The following is a 16026-nucleotide window of genomic DNA, read 5'->3' on the forward strand; positions in this document are numbered from 1 at the left end:
TCCGGGAGGGCGCGACACGTGCACGTGGTGATCATGGGGTGTGGCCGGCTCGGCTCCACGCTCGCGCACAACCTCGAGAGCCGGGGCCACTCGGTCGCGGTGATCGATCAGAACGCGGACGCGTTCCGCCGCCTGGGCTCGGACTTCGGCGGCATCACGGTCACCGGGGTCGGCTTCGACCGCGACGTCATGCGCGCGGCCGGCATCGAGCGGGCCGACGCCTTCGCCGCGGTCTCCAGCGGCGACAACTCGAACATCATCTCGGCCCGGCTCGCCCGGGAGACCTTCGGCGTGTCCCGGGTCGTCGCCCGCATCTACGACTCGCGCCGCGCCCAGGTGTACGAGCGGCTCGGCATCCCCACCGTGGCCACCATCCGCTGGGCCGCCGACCGGATGGTGCGCCACCTCGTGCCCGAGGGCACCGTCGAGGTGTTCCGCGACCCCACCAGCGTGGTCTCCATCGTCGAGGCGCCGATCCACCGTGACTGGGTGGGCCGCCCGCTCAAGTCGCTGGAGGACGCCACCGGCGCCAGGGTGGCCTACCTGATGCGCTTCGGGATGGGCACGCTGGGCACCCCGTCCACCGTCATCCAGGACGGCGACCAGATCTTCATGCTGGTCACCGACGACACCGTCGGCGACGTGCTGGACATCGCCTCCGGCGCGCAGAGGGAAGGGCACTGACCATGCGGATCGCCATCGCCGGGGCCGGCAACGTCGGCCGGTCGATCGCGCAGGAGCTGATCGGCAACGGCCACCGGGTCATGCTGATCGAGCGGCAGCCCCGCCAGCTGCGTCCCGAGCGGGTGCCCGAGGCTGAGTGGGTGCTCGCCGACGCGTGCGAGCTCTCCAGCCTGGAGGAGGCCGACGTGGCGGGTTGCGACGTCGTGGTCGCGGCGACCGGCGACGACAAGGTCAACCTGGTCGTCTCACTGCTGGCCAAGACCGAGTTCGCGGTGCCGCGGGTGGTCGCCCGGGTCAACCGCGCCGAGAACGAGTGGCTGTTCACCGAGCAGTGGGGCGTCGACGTGTCGGTCAGCAAGCCCCGCCTGATGGCGGCGCTGGTCGAGGAGGCGGTCACGGTCGGCGATCTCGTACGCCTGATGACCTTCCGCCAGGGCGAGGCGAACCTGGTCGAGATCACCCTGCCCCGCCACGCCCCCTACGAGGGCAAGCCGGTCCGCAGCGTCCCCCTCCCCCGAGACGCGGCCCTGGTAGCCATCCTGCGCGGCAAGCGTGTCGTGGTCCCGACCGCCGACGACCCGCTGGAGGCCGGCGACGAGCTGATCTTCGTCTGCACGACGGAGGTCGAAGACCAGATCCGCGCCGTCGTTCTCGGCAGCGAGGGCCGCGAGCTGGGCGGCTGACTCCCGCAACTTTTCCCGTACGGAATACGCCCGTCACAACCACAGCCGGCACCGCCCCGCCGCACACCGCGACGTCCGTGCCGGTCCAGCCCGTGCCGCGACCGCCGGGCTGAGCGCGCACCCACGCGACCCAGCCGCGACTCACCCTGACTGCCGCGCCGAACGCTCGCACCCAAGGCCCTGACGTCCGCGCCCTGACGTCCGCGCCCTGACGTCCGCGCCCTGACGTCCGCGCCGTGACGTCCGCGTCCTGAACCCTGACGCCCTGACGCCCTCGCGCCCTCGCGCCCTCGCGCCCTCGCGCCCTCGCGCCCGCAGATCTTGAAGACTTGCCGCGCTGGGCGAACCGCATTTCATCGTTGATGAGTTGCCGCGAGGATCCAGCGGCAAGTATGAGCGGAAATATCGGATTCGTCCCTGCGGTGAGCCGAACCCGGCGGGGTGCGCGGCAGCCAGGGCGAGCGGGCGTATGCCCGCGTTGCCACCGAGCTCAGCCCGGCGGTCGCGGCACGGGCCGGGGCCCGCGCCGGCATCGCGTCGCGCTTCGGGCCGGGCGTTGTCTGCGGTTGGGGACGGTCCCTGCTCGTACGGGAAAAAGAAAAACGCCTAAGCGGGCGCGACGTCCTTATCCGTGGTCGTGACGCGGTGGATGGCCCACGCGGTGAAAGCGAACGTCGCGGCGTAGATCGGCCAGCTGATCAGGATCCGGACGATGCCCAGCGCGTTCGCCTCGCCGAGGGCCCACAAGTAGTACTGGATGCCGGCGCGCAGCGACAGCGAGACCACCCAGACCAGCGTGAGCCACTGGAACGTGCGGAAAAGGCGCGTGTTGCCGAACCAGTCCTGGTGGCCCTTGTTGGCCATGATGCCCCAGGCGTAGCCGATGATCGGCTTGCGGACGACCACCGACAGCAGCAGCACCGCCGCCTGCCCGAACGTCAGCAGGATGCCGGGGAGGTAGAAATCCTTGGCCTCGCCGGTGCGCCAGGCCAGAAACGCGCCGATCGCGATGCCGAACAGGCCGTTGACCGCGTGCCGGACCGGCTGCTTACGGAGCAGGCGGAAGACACCGATGCCGACTGCCGAGATCACCGAGCCGGCGATCGCCCAGTACAGCGCGGTCTGCTTGTCGAGGCCGAGGACGGCGTCGCCGAGCAGAACGTTGAACAGGACGAACGCGAGGACCGGGAGGCTCGACTCGACGAGGCCGCGGACGCCGCCGAGCTGCTCGGCGATCTGCTCGCTCATCGAGGGGAGAGGCTCCTCGTCCTCCGAGGGGACCTCGTGCAGATCGAGCTCCTCCACGACCTCCTCGGCGAGACGCTCCTCCACGGTTTCCTGCGCGGCGTGACGCGGCGGCTCGCTGCCGGGTGTCACCGGGGCGCCTCCAGCTCGTAGTACGGGTTGTAGATGACCTTGCGGTCGTCCCGGATGGCTATCCGGCCACGCGCGGTGAGCTGCCTGCCGGGCTCGATGCCGGCGATCGACCGGCGGCCCAGGAAGACGAGCGTGACCACGTCGCTGCCGTCGTAGAGGTCGGCCTCCAGCGTCGGCAGGTTGGTCCGAGGAGTGTACGCCACCGTGCGCAACCGGCCGGACACCGAGACGACCTGTCCCCGGGTGCACTGGCCGGCGGGCATGGCGCCGCATTTCGCGCTCTCCCGCTGAAGGTGCTCCGCATCGAGCTCCGAGTCGCTGGCGGTCAACCGGTCGAAGAACTTGCGCAGACCGGTGCGCTCATCGGTGGACATGTGAACCACGGTACGCCGTCAGGTGCGCCGAATCACGGGTGGTGGCCGTTGGGACCCTGCTCGCCCTCGGCCTGCGCGGCGGCCGCCTGATCGTGCATCTCCTTGGGCAGTCGCAGCGGCAGCGCCTCGCGCACCGGACGGGCCTCCGCGTCGCGGATGACCACCAGCCCGGAGAGCACCTCGCCGAGCGCGCCCTCGTGGCCCGGGTCGGCCGCCGCGGCGCCCTGGTAGAGCGCGCGCACCATCCAGCGCGGCCCGTCCACCCCGACGAACCGCACGTCGGCCGGCCCCTCGGGAGTGGTGACGCGGGCGGTGAGCTCGGTGCCGTACGGGCCCTGGACCTCGCGCGGCGAGACGCCGTCGGCGGTCATCGCCTGGGCGATCTCGGCCCGTACCTCGTCCCAGATCCCCTCGGTGCGCGGCGCGGCGAACACTCCCAGCTGGAGCGCGCTGTCGCCGTCGACCAGCACGACCTGCTCGACGCCGCCGTCCGGGTTGGCCTGCACCCGCACCTCGACGCCCTCGATCGCGGGGATCTGCAGGCTGCCCAGGTCGAGCCGCTGCACCCCGTCGGGGGCGTGCCGGGAGTCCCAGGGGCCGTGCGCGGGCGCCGGAGCGTCGTCGTCGGCCGCGAGGCTCTGCGCGAGCGCCTCGGACGGCGGCGCGTCGGCGGCGCGCACGTGCTTCGGGCGCTTACGGGAGAACATCACTGCCACCTTCCGTGATCAAAGACTGGTGCCCGCCGGTCGATCCCGTGCCGCCGGCACCGCGCGCGGTGTCGTCGAGGGTGTCGACCACGTGGAACACGGCCCGCTCGACCCGCTGGACGACCAGCTGGGCGATGCGGTCGCCGCGAGAGATCTTGACGGTCTGCTCGCGGTCGTGGTTCACCAGGATGACGAGAACCTCGCCGCGGTAGCCCGCGTCGACGGTACCGGGCGCGTTGAGCACGGTCACACCCAGCCGGGCCGCCAGCCCGGAGCGGGGGTGGACGAGGCCGACGTAGCCCTCCGGGATCGCCACGGCGATGCCGGTGCGCACGGTGGCCCGCCCGCCCGGGGCGAGCGCCACGTCCTCGGCGGCGACCAGGTCGGCGCCGGCGTCGCCCGGGTGCGAATAGGCCGGCAGCGGCAGGTCGGGGTCGAGCCTGCGGATCGGGATGACAACGTCGGTCAAGGCAGCTTCCTTCATCAAGGCCGGGCACCCACCCTGCCATCCTGCCGTGCCCGCTTTCGGAGGCGCGCCGTACCCTTCCAGGGTGACACCGGAGTCCCCCGCGCGCAGCACCGCACCGGCCGCCTACACCGAGCGGCTGGGGATCTCGTGGTGGTCCTGGCTGGCCGCGCTGGCGGTCGATCTGATCGTCGGCTTCGAGATCCTGATCGGCTTCACCGAGGTGCCGGCCTGGGTGCCGTTCGCCGTGCTGCTGCCGTTCACCGCGGCCCTGCTGATCTGGTTCGGGCGCATCCGGGTGACGGTCACCGCCGACGAGCTCCAGGTCGACGACGCCCGGCTCCCGCTCGCGGTGATCTCCGACGTGGTGGCCCTCGACGCCGCCGGCAAGCGCGAGGCGCTCGGCGTGGGCGCCCACCCGATGGCCTTCGTCATCCAGCGGCCGTGGATCGGCCCGGCGGTGCAGGTGCTGCTCGACGACCCGGCCGACCCGACACCCTTCTGGGTGATCAGCACGCGGCGCCCGGTGGAGCTGGCGACCGCGTTGCTCGACGGGGTCAGTCGGGCTCGATGACCTTGGGCTGCGACCTGCGCAGATCCTTGCTCACGTGCTCGCCCAGCGACCGGGTGGCCCGCCGGTTGAGATAACCGGCGACCGCGGCGCCGGTGAGCAGCGGCCCCATCGTGCTCAGGCTGCGGCCGAAGCGGCGCAGCAAACTGTTCTGCAGGTCGCGGCGGGCGGCCGTGCCGAGCACGGTGGCCACCCCCACGCCGGGCAGCAGCGGGTTGATCCCGCGCTGCTGTGACCAGGCCTGGAGCAGCGCGAGGGCACGCTCGGTGGGAGTGCCGCTGATCGGCCGCCCGTACGCCTCGTGCAGCTCGCCGAGCAGCTTGAGCTCGATCGCCACCACCGCCACCGTCTCGGCGGCCAGCAGCACCGGCATCGAGAGCAGCGTCGGCGTGGCGACCCACTCGACGGCGGCCACGCCGCCGCCGACCGCGCCGATGCCGGCGGTGGACCGCGCGGCGTTGCGGATCAGGCGCTCGGCCAGGTCGTCGTCGCTCAGGCCGGGGAAGTGGCGGTGGAGCATGGCCCGATCTCGGATCGGGACGTGCGGCGCCACGTCGGTGACCGCGTCGGCCATCCAGCGCAGCGCGGCCTTGGGGCGGAACAGCTGGCCCAGCCCACGCCGGCGGATGTCGCCGACCAGGCGGCCGAGCAGTTCCCGCCGGGTGGTGGGCTCGATGTCGTCGGCGGTCAGCGCCGCGACGGTCTTGCCCAGTTCCGCGTCGCTCTCGGGCGTGGCGGCGCCCGGTTCGACGTCAGGCGAAGGGTGGCTCATGGTGTCCTCCCCGTCGTGCGTGGCATCGGCTGGAAAGCCGAATGCCCGGTCGTGTCCCCCATTGAAACCAGCACGGTCCAGTCGAGGGAACGCGGCCGGGTGGCGCGCTGCGCGCGAGACGCCGGTCAGGCGCACTCGCGGCAGATCAGCTCCCCGTTGCGCTCCGCCGCCAACTGGCTGCGGTGGTGCACGAGGAAGCAACGGGCGCAGCGGAACTCGTCTTGCTGCATGGGCAGCACCTTGACGGTCAGTTCCTCGTCGGCCAGGTCGGCGCCGGGCAGCTCGAAGCTTTCCGCCACCTCGACCTCGTCGACGTCCACTGAGCCCGACTGCGAGTCGGCGCGACGGGCCTTGAGCTCCTCGAGGCTGTCCTCGCCGAGGTCGACCTCATCGCGACGCGGGGCGTCGTAGTCGGTGGCCATCGGATTTCACTCTCCTGTATCGATGAGTCACTTGGCGTTAGTAACGCCTGTGACGAGGTTTCGGTTCCCGGTTCCGCCGGACGATTTCTGACACTCGTACTGACCTCTAGAAACTGCCCCGGCGAGCGCGGAACCTTACCTGCGTCGCGGCATCGTTGTACGCATACAGGCGGCCCATTGTTCCCGATGTGACCGAGGCGACATCAAAGTAGGGGCGAAACGCTCTGGATCATCGTCGGCGCGCCGGAAGGATTCCCTGTTTCCGCATGCCTGGCGCACAGACGCTAACCTCTCGACAGGCACCGCGTCCCCCGCGGCCGCCTCAGCCAATCCTGGAGCCAGCCCCATGAGCTTTGCCCGCGTCCGAGCGCTCGTCGTCGTTGGCGTGCTCGCCGTGGCCGCGGTGGTCTTCGTCGTGACCGCCCTGGTCCGCGACTCGCAGGGCGACGCGGTGACCGGCGAGGACTGCCCGGCGGGCGCCCCGCTCGCCGATGTGACGCTGCCGGACGACCCGGCGGAGGTCACCGTTCGCATCCTCAACGGCACGAACACCCCCGGGCTGGCCGACAGCGTCACCAACGAGTTCAAGAACCGGCGCTTCACCGTACAGAAGCCGGCTGAGAGCAAGACGAAGTACAAGGGTGTCGCCGAGATCCGGTTCGGTCCGGACGCGGTCGGGCGGGCCCAGCTGCTCCGGGCGTACTTCCTGGCCCAGTCGAAGATGGAGTACAACGCCAAGCGCAAGGGCGCCGCGATCGACATCGTGATCGGCAGCCAGTTCCGGCAGCTCGCCACGACGACCGAGGTCAACCAGTCGCTGGTCGAGGTCGGCGAGCCGACCCTGCCGCCGGGCTCCTGCATCAAGCCGATCAAGAAGAAGGACGACGACTCCTAGGCTCCGCCGGAGGCGTCCAGCTCGACCAGCGCGGACTCCAGCGGCCCAAAAAGGGCCGGAGGCGCGGCCACGACCATCTCGAGGCTCGGCGGGGCGCCGTCCAGGCCGCGGACGATCGCGCCGGCCTCGGTGGCGACCAGGCCGCCGGCCGCATGATCCCAAGGGTTGAGACCTTTCTCGAAATAGGCGTCGAGGACCCCCTCGCCGACCGAGCAGAGGTCGAGCGACGCGGCGCCGATCCGCCGGATGTCCCGCACTCGGGTGATCAACTGGGCGATCACGGCGCCCTGATGGGCCCGGCGCTTGGCGTCGTAGCCGAAACCCGTTCCGAGCAGCACCTGCGCCAGATCGGTCTGGGCGGAGCACCGCAGCCGCCGGCCGGCGCGCCAGGCGCCCCCGCCGCGGGTCGCGGTCCACTCGTCGCCGGTGGCCGCGTTGATCACCACGCCGGCGACCACCACGCCGTCCACCTCGGCGGCCAGCGAGACCGCGTACGCCGGGATGCCGTACAGGTAGTTCACCGTGCCGTCGATCGGGTCGAGGATCCACCGGACACCTTTGGCCCCGGTGGGGCCCGGGTTCTCCGCGCCGTCCGTAGGACCAGGCGCCGGCAGCAGCGCGGCCTCGCCGTACTCCTCGCCCAACACGCCGTCCGCGGGACGCGCGGCACGCAGGGCTTCCACCACCTGACGCTCGACCGCCCGATCGGCGGCCGTCACCACGTCCGTACGCGTGCTCTTGGTCTCGACATCGGTGATCGCCTCGGCCCGCATCCGCCGCGCGGTGGCCGCGGCCTCCCGCGCGACCGGCACGGCGATCGAAAGCAGCTCGTCGGCCGCCGGAAACTCGCTCACTTGTTCGCCCTTTCCGCCGATACCATTCTCGCGCCAGGTGTCTCCAGCGAGGTCGGCGACCCCCTGCGGCGTGCTGCGGCGGGAGGATCTCACTGGACGGCGCTACAATTCACGCCTACCCACCGCTTCGCGAACGTAAGAGCGCGACCCGGGGGTCCCCACACCAACACACCGGCCAGCCTCCTCGCCGTGCGCTGCGCTGGGCTCATGGCCGCACAACCTCATCGCCTCCGGAAGGTCTTTCGTGACAGAAGCCCACCAGAACGGTGCCGACGTTCGTTCTCTCACCGAGGCCCTGATCGCCCACGCGCAGGGCGCCGGCGGGCAGCTCACATCGGCCGAGGTCGCTCGTACGCTCGAGTCCGCCGAGGTGAACCCGGCTCAGGCCAAGAAGATCCTGCGTGGTCTCGTGGACGCCGGCATCACGGTCGTCGTCGACGGCTCGGCGAGCACCCGTCGCAAGGTCGCCGCGGCCCGCGCCGCGACACCCGCCTCCAAGGCCACGACCGCCAAGGCGGCGCCGGCCACCAAGAAGGCCGCCGCCCCGAAGCAGAGCGCGGCCGCCGCGCCGGCTGCCGAGGGCGAGGCCGCCCCGGCGAAAAAGGCCGCCCCCGCCAAGAAGGCGGCCGCCAAGGCCGCCGTCCCCGGCAAGAAGGCGGCGCCCGCCAAGGCCGCCGCTCCGGGCGAGGAGGGCGCTCCCGAGGACGGCGAGGAGATCGATCCCGAGGAGCTGGCCGCCGAGATCGAGGACGTGGTCGTCGAGGAGCCGCCCGCCATGGTCGAGGCCGCCGCGTCCGACGCCGCGAGCTCGGCCACCGACGGCGACTTCGAGTGGGACGACGAGGAGTCCGAGGCTCTCAAGCAGGCCCGCCGCGACGCCGAGCTGACCGCGTCGGCCGACTCCGTCCGGGCGTACCTCAAGCAGATCGGCAAGGTCCCCCTGCTCAACGCGGAGCAGGAGGTCGAGCTGGCCAAGCGCATCGAGGCCGGGCTGTACGCGGCCGAGCGGCTGCGCGCCTGCGACGAGGGCGAGGAGAAGCTCGAGCGGACGATGGAGCGCGACCTGCGCTGGATCGGCCGCGACGGCGAGCGGGCCAAGAACCACCTGCTCGAGGCCAACCTGCGTCTGGTGGTGTCGCTGGCCAAGCGCTACACCGGCCGCGGCATGGCGTTCCTGGACCTGATCCAGGAGGGCAACCTCGGCCTGATCCGTGCGGTCGAGAAGTTCGACTACACCAAGGGCTACAAGTTCTCGACGTACGCCACCTGGTGGATCCGGCAGGCGATCACCCGCGCGATGGCCGACCAGGCCCGCACGATCCGCATCCCGGTGCACATGGTCGAGGTCATCAACAAGCTCGGCCGCATACAGCGTGAGCTGCTCCAGGACCTGGGCCGCGAGCCCACTCCGGAGGAACTGGCCAAGGAGATGGACATCACCCCGGAGAAGGTGCTGGAGATCCAGCAGTACGCCCGGGAGCCCATCTCGCTGGACCAGACGATCGGCGACGAGGGCGACAGCCAGCTCGGCGACTTCATCGAGGACTCCGAGGCGGTCGTCGCGGTCGACGCGGTCTCGTTCTCGCTGCTGCAGGACCAGCTCCAGCAGGTGCTGCAGACGCTCTCCGAGCGCGAGGCCGGCGTGGTCCGGCTGCGCTTCGGCCTGACCGACGGCCAGCCCCGCACGCTGGACGAGATCGGCCAGGTCTACGGCGTCACCCGCGAGCGGATCCGGCAGATCGAGTCCAAGACGATGTCGAAGCTGCGTCACCCGTCCCGGTCGCAGGTTCTCAGGGATTACCTGGACTAGATCATTTAGTCAACACTCTGTGTCTGTTTGGTCACCACCCGTACATCGACGGGTGGTGGTCAGACCGTTGTGCAGAAGTGATCGTTGACGTGGCACCCTTGGATCACGGCACACTAGCCCCAAGCACGTGTGACCCTGGTCCCCCCGGGGCACAGTGGGAAGGCTGCAACGGTGCAGGGTGTTGCACGATGTGAGCAGTAGCCGAGGAACATGTTCATCGGTTCGAACAGAGGAGGAAGGCGATGACCCCGACTCTCACGCCGCCGGCGGGTAGTTTGGCCGGCACCGCAGCCGATGAACGGTGCGACCGCTGCAATGCAGCAGGAAAGCTCCGTTTGACCCTGGCTGGTGGCGGTGAGCTGGTGTTCTGCGGACACCACGCCAACCGGTACGCCGAAGACCTGGTGAAGATCGCGGTTCAGTACGCGGCGGACCCGGACTTCACCTGGCGTGGCGCGGACATGATGTCTAACTCCAACTAAATCCCCCGCAAGACGTGTTTCAAAGGGACGCCCGGGTGTGGGGCGTCCCTTTTCACGCGTCCCAAAGCTCTTCGACCGTCACCCCCAGGGCGCGGGCGATCTTGATAGCCAGGTACACCGAAGGGGCGTAATCGCCGGTTTCCATCGCGATGATGGTCTGCCGGCTGACCCCGACCGCCGCCGAGAGCCCCTGCTGGGTGAGGGCGGCTTCCTTGCGCGCCGCCCGGATGCGGCCGCCCGCCGCGCCGTCGGCCTCCGCGGCCCGCACCGGGCCGGAGGATGGCGCCATCAGTCCTCGTCCTTGGCGAGCGCCTCGCGCCGCTGGACCTGCCGGCTCTTGACGATCAAGCCCACGACGCTGATGCCCCCGCCGATCACGCCGCCCACGATGGCGCCGATCCAGGTCGGACTGTCGGGGTTGTGGACGTAGAAGGCGCCGGCCATGAACACCCCGTACGGCAGGGCGGTCACCGCGGTCAGCAGAACCCGCTTGGCGCTCCAGCTGCGCGGAGCGGTCTCGACCTTGCGCGCCCGGACGTAGATCGTGCTGAGCAGGGCCGGAAGCCAGAACACCACGAGCATGATCGCCAGCGGCGCCACCGCGTGCTCGCCGAGCGGCCACACCGAGATCGCCGCCGCCCAGGGGATGAGGATCGCCTGGAGCTGGGAGGCGGTGGCGATCCCCTCGTACCACCGGTACCGCTCGCGTTCGTCGCCGTAGAGATCGCCGTCAAGATCGAGATTCCACCGCACCACGCGGTCGAGCACTGTCGTCGCCATGAGTCCATCATCGTGTTAAGTCCTCTTGACGTCAAGAGGACTTAACACGCCGGGGTCGCCGGTGGCCCGGTAGCGATGGAGCCAACCGGCCCGCAGGGCCCCCAGGCAAGCCTCTGCGCCCCCGGTCCAGCGCGGGTATGGGTCAGACTGCTCCACGAGCCCGAAGAGCCTCAGCGTGCCCGTGGGGGCCGCCGGGCCACCTCACAGCGTCTGGATCGTCGCGATCCGCTCTTCCAGCTGCTCAATGGTCGCCTGGGCGCTCGGCGGGCCGCCGCAGAGCCGCCGCAGCTCGGCGTGGATCTTGCCGTGCGGCAGGTTGGTGCGGTGGTGATGGGCCGCCACCAGCGTGTTCAGCTGCCGGCGCAGGCTGTTGCGCCGCTCCCCCGCGGTCATCGGCGCCGGCGCCGGGTCGCGCTGGGCCGGTACCGACGCGGGCTCATTCACCTTCTGCCGCTTCTGCGCGGCCAGCTGATCGGCCTGCCGCTTGTTCAGCACCACCGACACCTGGTCGGGGGTGAGCAGGCCGGGAATGCCGAGGTACTCCTCCTCCTCGGCGGTGCCGGTGCGGGCGCCGGTGCCGAACGAGGTGCCGTCGTAGATGACCTGGTCGAGCTCGGCGATCGAGGACAGCGCCTCGAACTGCTTCTCCAGGTCGCCGGAGGCGTCCTCCTCGCGCTGCGCCCGTTCCATCAGGTCGTCGTCGAGGCCGTCCTTCTGCTTCGGCGCGCCCAGGATGTGGTCGCGCTGCGCCTCCATCTCGCTGGCCAGCCCGAGCAGGTGCGGCACGCTGGGCAGGAACACCGTCGCGGTCTCGCCCGGCACCCGGGCCCGCACGAAGCGGCCGATCGCCTGCGCGAAGTACAGCGGGGTCGAGGCGCTGGTGGCGTAGACGCCGACGGCCAGCCGCGGGATGTCGACGCCCTCGGACACCATCCGCACCGCGACCATCCAGCGCTCCTCGGAGGCGGCGAACTTGGCGATCCGGCCCGAGGCGCCCTCGTCGTCGGAGAGGACGACCACGGCCGGCTGCCCGCTGATCTCGTGCAGCAGCTTCGCGTACGCCCGCGCGGTCTGCTGGTCGCTCGCGATCACCAGCCCGCCCGCGTCGGTCATCCCGTGCTCGCGCAGCCGGGTGAGCCGGGCGTCGGCGGCCCGCATCACCTGCGGCATCCAGTCGCCGCGGTGGTCGAGCGCGGTACGCCACGCCTGGGCCACCAGGTCCTTGGTCATCGGCTCGCCGAGGCGCGCGGCCAGCTCGTCGCCCGCGTTCGTGCGCCAGCGGGTCTCGCCGGAGTACGCCATGAACAGCACCGGCCGCACGACCCGGTCGCGCAGCGCGTCCGAGTACCCGTAGACCGAGTCGGCCCGGGAGCGCTGCAGGCCGTCCTCGCCGCGCTCGTAGGTGACGAACGGGATCGGGTTCTCGTCCGAGCGGAACGGGGTGCCGGTCAGCATCAGCCGGCGGGTGGCCTCGTCGAAGGCCGACTTGACCCCGTCGCCCCAGGTACGCGAGTCGCCGGCGTGGTGGATCTCGTCGAGGATGACGAACGTGTTGCGGGTCATCGTGCGCCGCCGGTGCACCGCCGGGGCCATGCCGACCTGCGCGTAGGTGAGAACCGCGCCGTGGAAGTCGCGCGAGGAGTGCACGTCGGCGTTGCGGAAGGTCGGGTCGAGCTGGATGCCGACCCGGCCGGCGGCGGCCGCCCACTGGCTCTTGAGGTGCTCGGTCGGGCAGACCACGGTGACCGCGTCGACGGTGCCGTCGGCGAGCAGCTCGGCGGCGATCCGGAGGGCGAAGGTGGTCTTGCCGGCGCCGGGCGTCGCCACGGCCATGAAGTCCTCGGAGCGGCGTCGGAGGTACTCCACCAGCGCTTTTCGTTGCCAGGCCCGCAGCGGCGGGAACGTCTCCAGATCCGGTAAAGGCGGGCTCACGAACTTCCCTTCAGTTCCGGCACAGAAGGGCCAGCATAGCCATGGACGGCTCAGGGCACGGCGATCGGCGCGGACCACCGCCGATAGAGGGCGAGCAGGCGCACACCGGTGATGAGCACGGCCGCGACCACCGTCGGGATCGGACCGGCGAGCCCGAGCCCGTGCAGAATCGTGACGAGGATCGCGCCGCCGAGCGCCGCGACCGCGTAGATGTCGCGCTGCAGCACCACCGGGATCTCGCCGGTGAGCAGATCGCGGGCGAGGCCGCCGCCGATCGCGGTGATCATGCCGATCAGGCACGCCCCGACCGGCGGGACGTTCGCGTCCAGCGCCTTGAGCGTGCCGGTGACGGTGAACAGGCCGAGCCCGGCGGCGTCCAGCAGCAGCACCGTGCGGCGCAGCCGGGAGAGCTGGGGGTGCAGCCAGAACACGGCGACCGAGGCGATCACCGCGGTCACCGGGTACCGCCAGTCGGCGAACGCCAGCGGCGGCACCGCGCCGATCACGAGATCGCGCAGGATGCCGCCGCCGAGAGCCGCCACGAATCCGACGAAGGCGACGCCGAACAGGTCGAGGCGCTTGGCGATCGCGGCCGACGCGCCGGAGGCGGCGAAGACCGCGACGCCGATGAGATCACCGACGAGCAGACTGCTCAGTGGGTCATCGCTTCGTAGATCTCCTTGCACTGCGGGCAGACCGGGGAACCGGGCTTCGGCGTCTTGGTCACCGGGAACTTCTCGCCGCACAGCGCCACGACGAAGGTGCCCATGACCGCGCTCTCAGCGATCTTCTCCTTGCGGACGTAATGGAACATCTCCGGGCCGGTGTCGGCGTCCTTGGTCTCCGGCCGCTCCAGAATCTGCGTGCTCACGAGGATCTGCCCTTCGGTGAAATGTGCCGCCGGCGCCCCCAGCGCGGCGGAGGTACGAAGCTCCAACCAGCAAGTCTGACACCTCACAGCGGGACGGTCCAACGGCACCGTACGGTTGCGTCGTGACTGACTTCGCGATTCGATACGGCGAGCATGTGACCCGTGCCCGCCGGGACGGCCGGCCGGTGGTCGCGCTGGAGAGCACGATCATCTCCCACGGGCTGCCCCACCCCGACAACCTGCGGGTGGCCCGCGAGATCGAGCAGACCGTCCGGGACAACGGCGCGGTGCCCGCCACCATCGGCATGATCGGCGGACAGCTCGTCGTCGGCCTCGACGACGACCAGGTCCAGCACCTGGCGCTCGCCGACGGCGTGGCCAAGCTCAGCGTCCGCGACCTGGCGGTGGCCGCCGCCCGCGGGGCCGACGGCGCCACCACGGTCGCCGCGACCAGCGCGGTCGCGGCGGCCGCCGAGATCGGCGTGTTCGCCACGGGCGGTCTGGGCGGCGTGCACCGCGAGGCGAGTGTCACGTTCGACGAGTCGGCCGACCTGGTCACGCTGGCCCGCACCCCGATCGTCGTGGTCTGCGCCGGGGTCAAGTCGATCCTCGACGTGGGCGCCACGCTGGAGCGCCTCGAGACGCTGGGCGTCGCCGTGGCCGGGTATCAGACCCGCCGCTTCCCCGGCTTCTTCATCACCGACGGCGGTTTCGACATCGACTGGGAGCTCGACTCCCCCGAGCAGGTCGCCGATGTGATCCGGGCCCGCGCCGACCAGGCGGTCGGGGCCGGCGCGCTGATCCTGGCCAACCCGCTGCCCGCCGGCGAGCAGCTCGACCCGGCGCTGCACGACCGCACCCTGCAGGAGGGGCTCGCCCTGCTGGCCCGCGACGGCATAACCGGCAAGGCGGTCACCCCGTTCCTGCTCTCGCACTTCCACGAGAGCACCGAGGGCCAGAGCCTGGCGGTGAACGTGCGGATCATCCTGCGCAACGCCGCGCTGGCCGCCAAGATCGCGGTGGCGAGCACCGCAACGCCGGCCACCTTGGGCTTCAGCGTCCCCGCGTGAGCCGCGTGATCGTCGTCGGTGATCTCGTCACCGATGTGCTGGTGTCGCACGCCGGCCCGATCGAGATCGGCTCGGACACCGCTGCCGCGATCACCGTGGGCGGCGGTGGCCAGGGCGCGAACACGGCCGCCTGGCTGGCCCGCGCCGGCCGGCCGGTGACGCTGGTGGCGGCGGTGGGCGACGACCCGGCGGGCCGCGAGCGGGTGGCCGAGCTGACCGCGGGCGGGGTGGACTGCGCGGTGCGGGCGCACGCCGGCGCGGTGACCGGGAGCGTGGTGGTGCTGGCCGGCCCCGAGGAACGCACGATGGTCACCGACCGGGGCGCCTCGCTGCTGCTCGACCCGGGCGACGTGGTCGAGGCGATCAAGGCGGCCGACGCCACCCACCTGCATCTCTCCGGTTATCCGCTGCTGCACGAGGGATCCCGGCCGGCCGGCCTCGCGGCCTTGGCGGCCGCCTCGGAACGAGGTCTCACGACAAGCGTCGACGCGGCCTCGGCGGCGCCGCTGCGGGCCGTGGGGGCGCGGGCTTTCCTGACTTGGGTACGCGGTGCCGACCTGCTCCTGTGCAACGCGGACGAGGCCGACGTGCTGGCCGGTCCGGGCGCCGCGGCCGAGCAGGCGGCCGGTCTGACCGCGCACGTGGCGAACGTCGTGGTCAAACGGGGTGCGGCCGGCGCGTGCTGGGCGGATCGGGCCGGCCGGATCTGGCAGGGGACCGTCTCCCGCGTACCGATGAAGGATCCCACCGGGGCGGGTGACGCTTTTGCCGCGGGCCTGCTCGACGCATGGTCTTCCGGCGCGGGGCCGCAGGCCGCGCTCGCGGCCGGAGCGGCCCTCGGCGCGCAAGCCGTCGCCCAGATCGGCGCCCGGCCCCGCTAGCGCTCCCGCTCCCGCTCGCGTTCCGGCGAGGGCCGGGTCGTCCAGTCGGCATCGATGGTGAGGTATTCGACCTGCTCATCGGTGTGCTGGGTGAGCGAGGGCTGCGGCTTCTCGCGCTCGGCGGCGGCCGCGGCCCGCTCGGCCTTGCTGCGGGCGGGGCGGTCGTTCGCGATGAGCACGGCCATCCACGGCAGGGTGACCATGCCGGCCGCGCACAGGATGAGCCAGAGCGCGAGCAACGGCGGATGGACGCTGATCAGGACGGCGCCGATGATCAGACAGACGGCGCGCAGGCCCATCATCGTCACGTAGCGGATCTGCCGGCTACGGAACTGCTCGTCCTGGCTGCGGGCGGCGTCGGTGATCAGGACCGGCTGCTTCTTCACGGTAAGGAC

At 71.3% G+C, this 16026-nt stretch carries 21 protein-coding genes; 8 read left to right on the forward strand and 13 right to left on the reverse strand.

Annotated elements, in window-relative coordinates:
• Positions 1-18: 18 nt before the first annotated feature.
• Together ACQPZX_RS41745 and ACQPZX_RS41750 are read left to right on the forward strand one after the other, a co-directional pair.
• Positions 19-684, forward strand: coding sequence for a potassium channel family protein (locus ACQPZX_RS41745; protein WP_433368539.1), 666 nt, complete (start codon positions 19-21; stop codon positions 682-684).
• Positions 681-1367 carry a potassium channel family protein gene (locus ACQPZX_RS41750; protein ID WP_433385757.1) on the forward strand — a complete coding sequence of 229 codons (687 nt, stop codon included), beginning with the start codon at positions 681-683 and terminating at the stop codon, positions 1365-1367. Before ACQPZX_RS41745 ends, ACQPZX_RS41750 begins: the two co-directional genes overlap by 4 nt.
• Before the next feature lie 606 nt (positions 1368-1973).
• Here the strand turns inward: ACQPZX_RS41750 and ACQPZX_RS41755 are convergent.
• From ACQPZX_RS41755 to dut, 4 genes are read right to left on the reverse strand one after another with little or no spacing between them, the layout of a single operon-like run.
• Entirely contained in the window at positions 1974-2744 is a 771-nt protein-coding gene (locus ACQPZX_RS41755) for a DUF3159 domain-containing protein (protein WP_433368542.1), read from the reverse strand.
• A complete protein-coding gene (locus ACQPZX_RS41760; RefSeq protein ID WP_396027741.1) occupies positions 2741-3118 on the reverse strand; it encodes an OB-fold nucleic acid binding domain-containing protein in 378 nt (125 codons plus the stop codon). Before ACQPZX_RS41760 ends, ACQPZX_RS41755 begins: the two co-directional genes overlap by 4 nt.
• 32 nt (positions 3119-3150) lie before the next feature.
• Positions 3151-3825 (reverse strand): DUF3710 domain-containing protein, encoded by a 675-nt coding sequence (locus ACQPZX_RS41765; RefSeq protein ID WP_433368545.1) that lies wholly within the window; start codon positions 3823-3825, stop codon positions 3151-3153.
• Positions 3812-4309, reverse strand: coding sequence for a dUTP diphosphatase (gene dut / locus ACQPZX_RS41770; protein WP_433368548.1), 498 nt, complete (start codon positions 4307-4309; stop codon positions 3812-3814). Before dut ends, ACQPZX_RS41765 begins: the two co-directional genes overlap by 14 nt.
• 67 nt (positions 4310-4376) lie before the next feature.
• Between dut and ACQPZX_RS41775 the strand changes: the two genes are divergently transcribed.
• Positions 4377-4865: a DUF3093 domain-containing protein gene (locus ACQPZX_RS41775; protein WP_433368551.1), complete on the forward strand. Its 489-nt coding sequence runs from the start codon at positions 4377-4379 to the stop codon at positions 4863-4865.
• Here the strand turns inward: ACQPZX_RS41775 and ACQPZX_RS41780 are convergent.
• Both ACQPZX_RS41780 and ACQPZX_RS41785 read right to left on the reverse strand, forming a co-directional pair.
• Positions 4849-5634: a hypothetical protein gene (locus ACQPZX_RS41780; RefSeq protein ID WP_433368554.1), complete on the reverse strand. Its 786-nt coding sequence runs from the start codon at positions 5632-5634 to the stop codon at positions 4849-4851. The two genes, ACQPZX_RS41775 and ACQPZX_RS41780, sit on opposite strands and share 17 nt — an antisense overlap.
• A 125-nt stretch (positions 5635-5759) precedes the next feature.
• A complete protein-coding gene (locus ACQPZX_RS41785; protein ID WP_020512573.1) occupies positions 5760-6056 on the reverse strand; it encodes a DUF4193 domain-containing protein in 297 nt (98 codons plus the stop codon).
• Between the two features lie 346 nt (positions 6057-6402).
• Between ACQPZX_RS41785 and ACQPZX_RS41790 the strand changes: the two genes are divergently transcribed.
• A complete protein-coding gene (locus ACQPZX_RS41790) occupies positions 6403-6951 on the forward strand; it encodes a LytR C-terminal domain-containing protein (RefSeq protein WP_433368557.1) in 549 nt (182 codons plus the stop codon).
• Here ACQPZX_RS41790 and ACQPZX_RS41795 read toward each other — a convergent pair.
• Entirely contained in the window at positions 6948-7805 is an 858-nt protein-coding gene (locus tag ACQPZX_RS41795; RefSeq protein WP_433368560.1) for an inositol monophosphatase family protein, read from the reverse strand. The two genes, ACQPZX_RS41790 and ACQPZX_RS41795, sit on opposite strands and share 4 nt — an antisense overlap.
• Before the next feature lie 244 nt (positions 7806-8049).
• Between ACQPZX_RS41795 and ACQPZX_RS41800 the strand changes: the two genes are divergently transcribed.
• Complete coding sequence (locus ACQPZX_RS41800; RefSeq protein ID WP_433368562.1) at positions 8050-9615, forward strand: RNA polymerase sigma factor; 1566 nt, start codon at positions 8050-8052, stop codon at positions 9613-9615.
• A 242-nt stretch (positions 9616-9857) separates the two neighbouring features.
• Entirely contained in the window at positions 9858-10097 is a 240-nt protein-coding gene (locus tag ACQPZX_RS41805; protein ID WP_296070931.1) for a DUF7455 domain-containing protein, read from the forward strand.
• 52 nt (positions 10098-10149) lie between these two features.
• Here ACQPZX_RS41805 and ACQPZX_RS41810 read toward each other — a convergent pair whose 3' ends face one another.
• The 5 genes from ACQPZX_RS41810 to ACQPZX_RS41830 all read right to left on the reverse strand — a co-directional run bounded on the left by ACQPZX_RS41810 (position 10150) and on the right by ACQPZX_RS41830 (position 13686).
• Positions 10150-10386 (reverse strand): helix-turn-helix transcriptional regulator, encoded by a 237-nt coding sequence (locus ACQPZX_RS41810; RefSeq protein WP_433368565.1) that lies wholly within the window; start codon positions 10384-10386, stop codon positions 10150-10152.
• Positions 10386-10877: a hypothetical protein gene (locus ACQPZX_RS41815; protein ID WP_433368568.1), complete on the reverse strand. Its 492-nt coding sequence runs from the start codon at positions 10875-10877 to the stop codon at positions 10386-10388. Before ACQPZX_RS41815 ends, ACQPZX_RS41810 begins: the two co-directional genes overlap by 1 nt.
• Positions 10878-11078: 201 nt before the next feature.
• Complete coding sequence (locus tag ACQPZX_RS41820) at positions 11079-12809, reverse strand: DEAD/DEAH box helicase (protein ID WP_433368571.1); 1731 nt, start codon at positions 12807-12809, stop codon at positions 11079-11081.
• Positions 12810-12859: 50 nt separating this feature from the next.
• Positions 12860-13495, reverse strand: a complete 636-nt coding sequence (locus ACQPZX_RS41825) for a trimeric intracellular cation channel family protein (protein WP_433368574.1) — start codon at positions 13493-13495, stop codon at positions 12860-12862.
• A complete protein-coding gene (locus ACQPZX_RS41830; protein WP_378970390.1) occupies positions 13462-13686 on the reverse strand; it encodes a DUF3039 domain-containing protein in 225 nt (74 codons plus the stop codon). The genes ACQPZX_RS41825 and ACQPZX_RS41830 overlap by 34 nt, the downstream gene beginning before the upstream one ends.
• A gap of 116 nt (positions 13687-13802) precedes the next feature.
• On the opposite strand from ACQPZX_RS41830, the gene ACQPZX_RS41835 reads away from it, so the two are divergent.
• Together ACQPZX_RS41835 and ACQPZX_RS41840 are read left to right on the forward strand one after the other, a co-directional pair.
• Positions 13803-14750, forward strand: a complete 948-nt coding sequence (locus ACQPZX_RS41835; protein ID WP_433368577.1) for a pseudouridine-5'-phosphate glycosidase — start codon at positions 13803-13805, stop codon at positions 14748-14750.
• On the forward strand, positions 14747-15631 hold the full coding sequence (locus tag ACQPZX_RS41840) for a carbohydrate kinase family protein (RefSeq protein ID WP_433368580.1): 885 nt from the start codon (positions 14747-14749) through the stop codon (positions 15629-15631). The genes ACQPZX_RS41835 and ACQPZX_RS41840 overlap by 4 nt, the downstream gene beginning before the upstream one ends.
• Here ACQPZX_RS41840 and ACQPZX_RS41845 read toward each other — a convergent pair.
• Positions 15628-16017 carry a DUF3099 domain-containing protein gene (locus ACQPZX_RS41845; protein ID WP_433368583.1) on the reverse strand — a complete coding sequence of 130 codons (390 nt, stop codon included), beginning with the start codon at positions 16015-16017 and terminating at the stop codon, positions 15628-15630. The two genes, ACQPZX_RS41840 and ACQPZX_RS41845, sit on opposite strands and share 4 nt — an antisense overlap.
• Positions 16018-16026: the final 9 nt, after the last annotated feature.

The organism is Actinoplanes sp. CA-142083, from assembly GCF_050942195.1.
Classification (GTDB): Bacteria; Actinomycetota; Actinomycetes; order Mycobacteriales; family Micromonosporaceae; genus Actinoplanes.

What these genes read in the sequence shown, in the direction of transcription:
- ACQPZX_RS41760 (WP_396027741.1), bottom strand. Translation starts at nt 3,118, where the DNA reads ATGTCCACCGATGAGCGCACCGGTCTGCGCAAGTTCTTCGACCGGTTG.
- ACQPZX_RS41765 (WP_433368545.1), bottom strand. Translation starts at nt 3,825, where the DNA reads ATGTTCTCCCGTAAGCGCCCGAAGCACGTGCGCGCCGCCGACGCGCCG.
- dut (WP_433368548.1), bottom strand. Translation starts at nt 4,309, where the DNA reads ATGAAGGAAGCTGCCTTGACCGACGTTGTCATCCCGATCCGCAGGCTC.
- ACQPZX_RS41780 (WP_433368554.1), bottom strand. Translation starts at nt 5,634, where the DNA reads ATGAGCCACCCTTCGCCTGACGTCGAACCGGGCGCCGCCACGCCCGAG.
- ACQPZX_RS41785 (WP_020512573.1), bottom strand. Translation starts at nt 6,056, where the DNA reads ATGGCCACCGACTACGACGCCCCGCGTCGCGATGAGGTCGACCTCGGC.
- ACQPZX_RS41790 (WP_433368557.1), top strand. Translation starts at nt 6,403, where the DNA reads ATGAGCTTTGCCCGCGTCCGAGCGCTCGTCGTCGTTGGCGTGCTCGCC.
- ACQPZX_RS41805 (WP_296070931.1), top strand. Translation starts at nt 9,858, where the DNA reads ATGACCCCGACTCTCACGCCGCCGGCGGGTAGTTTGGCCGGCACCGCA.
- ACQPZX_RS41810 (WP_433368565.1), bottom strand. Translation starts at nt 10,386, where the DNA reads ATGGCGCCATCCTCCGGCCCGGTGCGGGCCGCGGAGGCCGACGGCGCG.
- ACQPZX_RS41815 (WP_433368568.1), bottom strand. Translation starts at nt 10,877, where the DNA reads ATGGCGACGACAGTGCTCGACCGCGTGGTGCGGTGGAATCTCGATCTT.